The organism is Mesorhizobium escarrei, assembly GCF_935825525.1.
Lineage (GTDB): Bacteria > Pseudomonadota > Alphaproteobacteria > Rhizobiales > Rhizobiaceae > Mesorhizobium > Mesorhizobium escarrei.
The window spans coordinates 1-1211 of the sequence record NZ_CAKXZT010000074.1 but is presented as its reverse complement, the minus strand read 5'-3'; the positions used below and the strand labels follow the sequence as shown (position 1 = coordinate 1211).

The window sequence follows — 1211 nt, the reverse complement described above, 5'->3', positions numbered from 1 at the left end:
TAGTGTGCGTCCATAAACGGCAAGCTATTGAAATTATTTGAGGAATCGTAGTTTTCCGCAGGAAAGCTCCGGCGGTTTCAGATACACTTTGGCATCATACCACTGATTCCAAAGCGTTTTCTGCCACCCCCGGAGCCGACAATGCGCCAAGAACGCACCGTCCAAGCCAGTGTATTCGATCTTTTCGCCGGACACGAGATCGGCCGTGAGCTGAAGGGCATGTCCGATTGGCTGGACGAGCAGCGTCACCTGACCGGGCTGGTCGCCGCCGACCTGCGCCGGCACGGGGTCAAGGAGACCGGCCGCGAGGGCCTGCCGGCGGAGGCGGTGCTGCGCTGCGCGCTGCTCAAGCAGCATCGCCAGTTCAGCTACCAGGAACTGGCTTTCCACCTTGAGGACTCCGCCTCGTTCCGGGCATTTGCCCGGCTGCCATGGGGATGGAGCCCGAAGAAGTCGGTCCTGCACAAGACGATCAGCGCGATCCGGGCCTCGACCTGGGAAGACATCAACGAGGTGCTGCTTTCGAGCGCCCGCCACGAGAAGCTGGAAAGCGGCAGCGTGATACGTGTGGACAGCACCGTCACCGCAGCTCTCATCCACGAGCCGAGCGACAGCAGCCTGTTGTGGGACGCCATGCGGGTGATGGTTCGCCTGCTGCGGCAGGCGGATAAATTGGGCAGCGGCGCGCTTTCCTGGCACGATCACTGCCGCGCGGCCAAGAAGCGGGCGCGGGCGATCCAATACACCCGCGGCCGCCCGAAACGGGTTCAACTCTATCGCGAATTGCTCGGGATCACCCGCACGACGCTGGGCTATCTCCGACAGGCGGCGGAGCGGCTGACCCCGGCGGCTGACCTGGACGTTATCGTCTGGCAGGAGCAACTGCGCCACTATCGACCGCTGATCGAGCAGATCATCGCCCAGACCGAGCGGCGGGTGCTGGCCGGCGAGGCGGTGCCGGCCGCCGAGAAGCTGGTCAGCCTGTTCGAACCGCATGCCGACATCATCGTCAAGGGCGGCCGCGATGTCCATTATGGCCACAAGCTCAACCTGACGACGGGCAGGAGCGGCATGGTTCTCGACCTCATCGTCGAAGCCGGCAATCCGGCCGACAGCGAGCGGTTGCTGCCGATGCTTCAGCGCCACATCGACCGATATGGCGAGCCGCCACGTCAGGCGGCCGCCGATGGCGGCTATGCCAGCCGCGCCAA

1 protein-coding gene is annotated in these 1211 nt (G+C 64.2%); it reads left to right on the top strand.

Features of this window, described 5'->3' with window-relative positions; translation table 11 throughout:
- Window positions 1–141: 141 nt before the first annotated feature.
- Window positions 142–1211, top strand: a 1070-nt coding sequence (locus NMG80_RS05070; RefSeq protein ID WP_254017130.1) for an ISNCY family transposase, incomplete at its 3' end; no start/stop codon positions are given.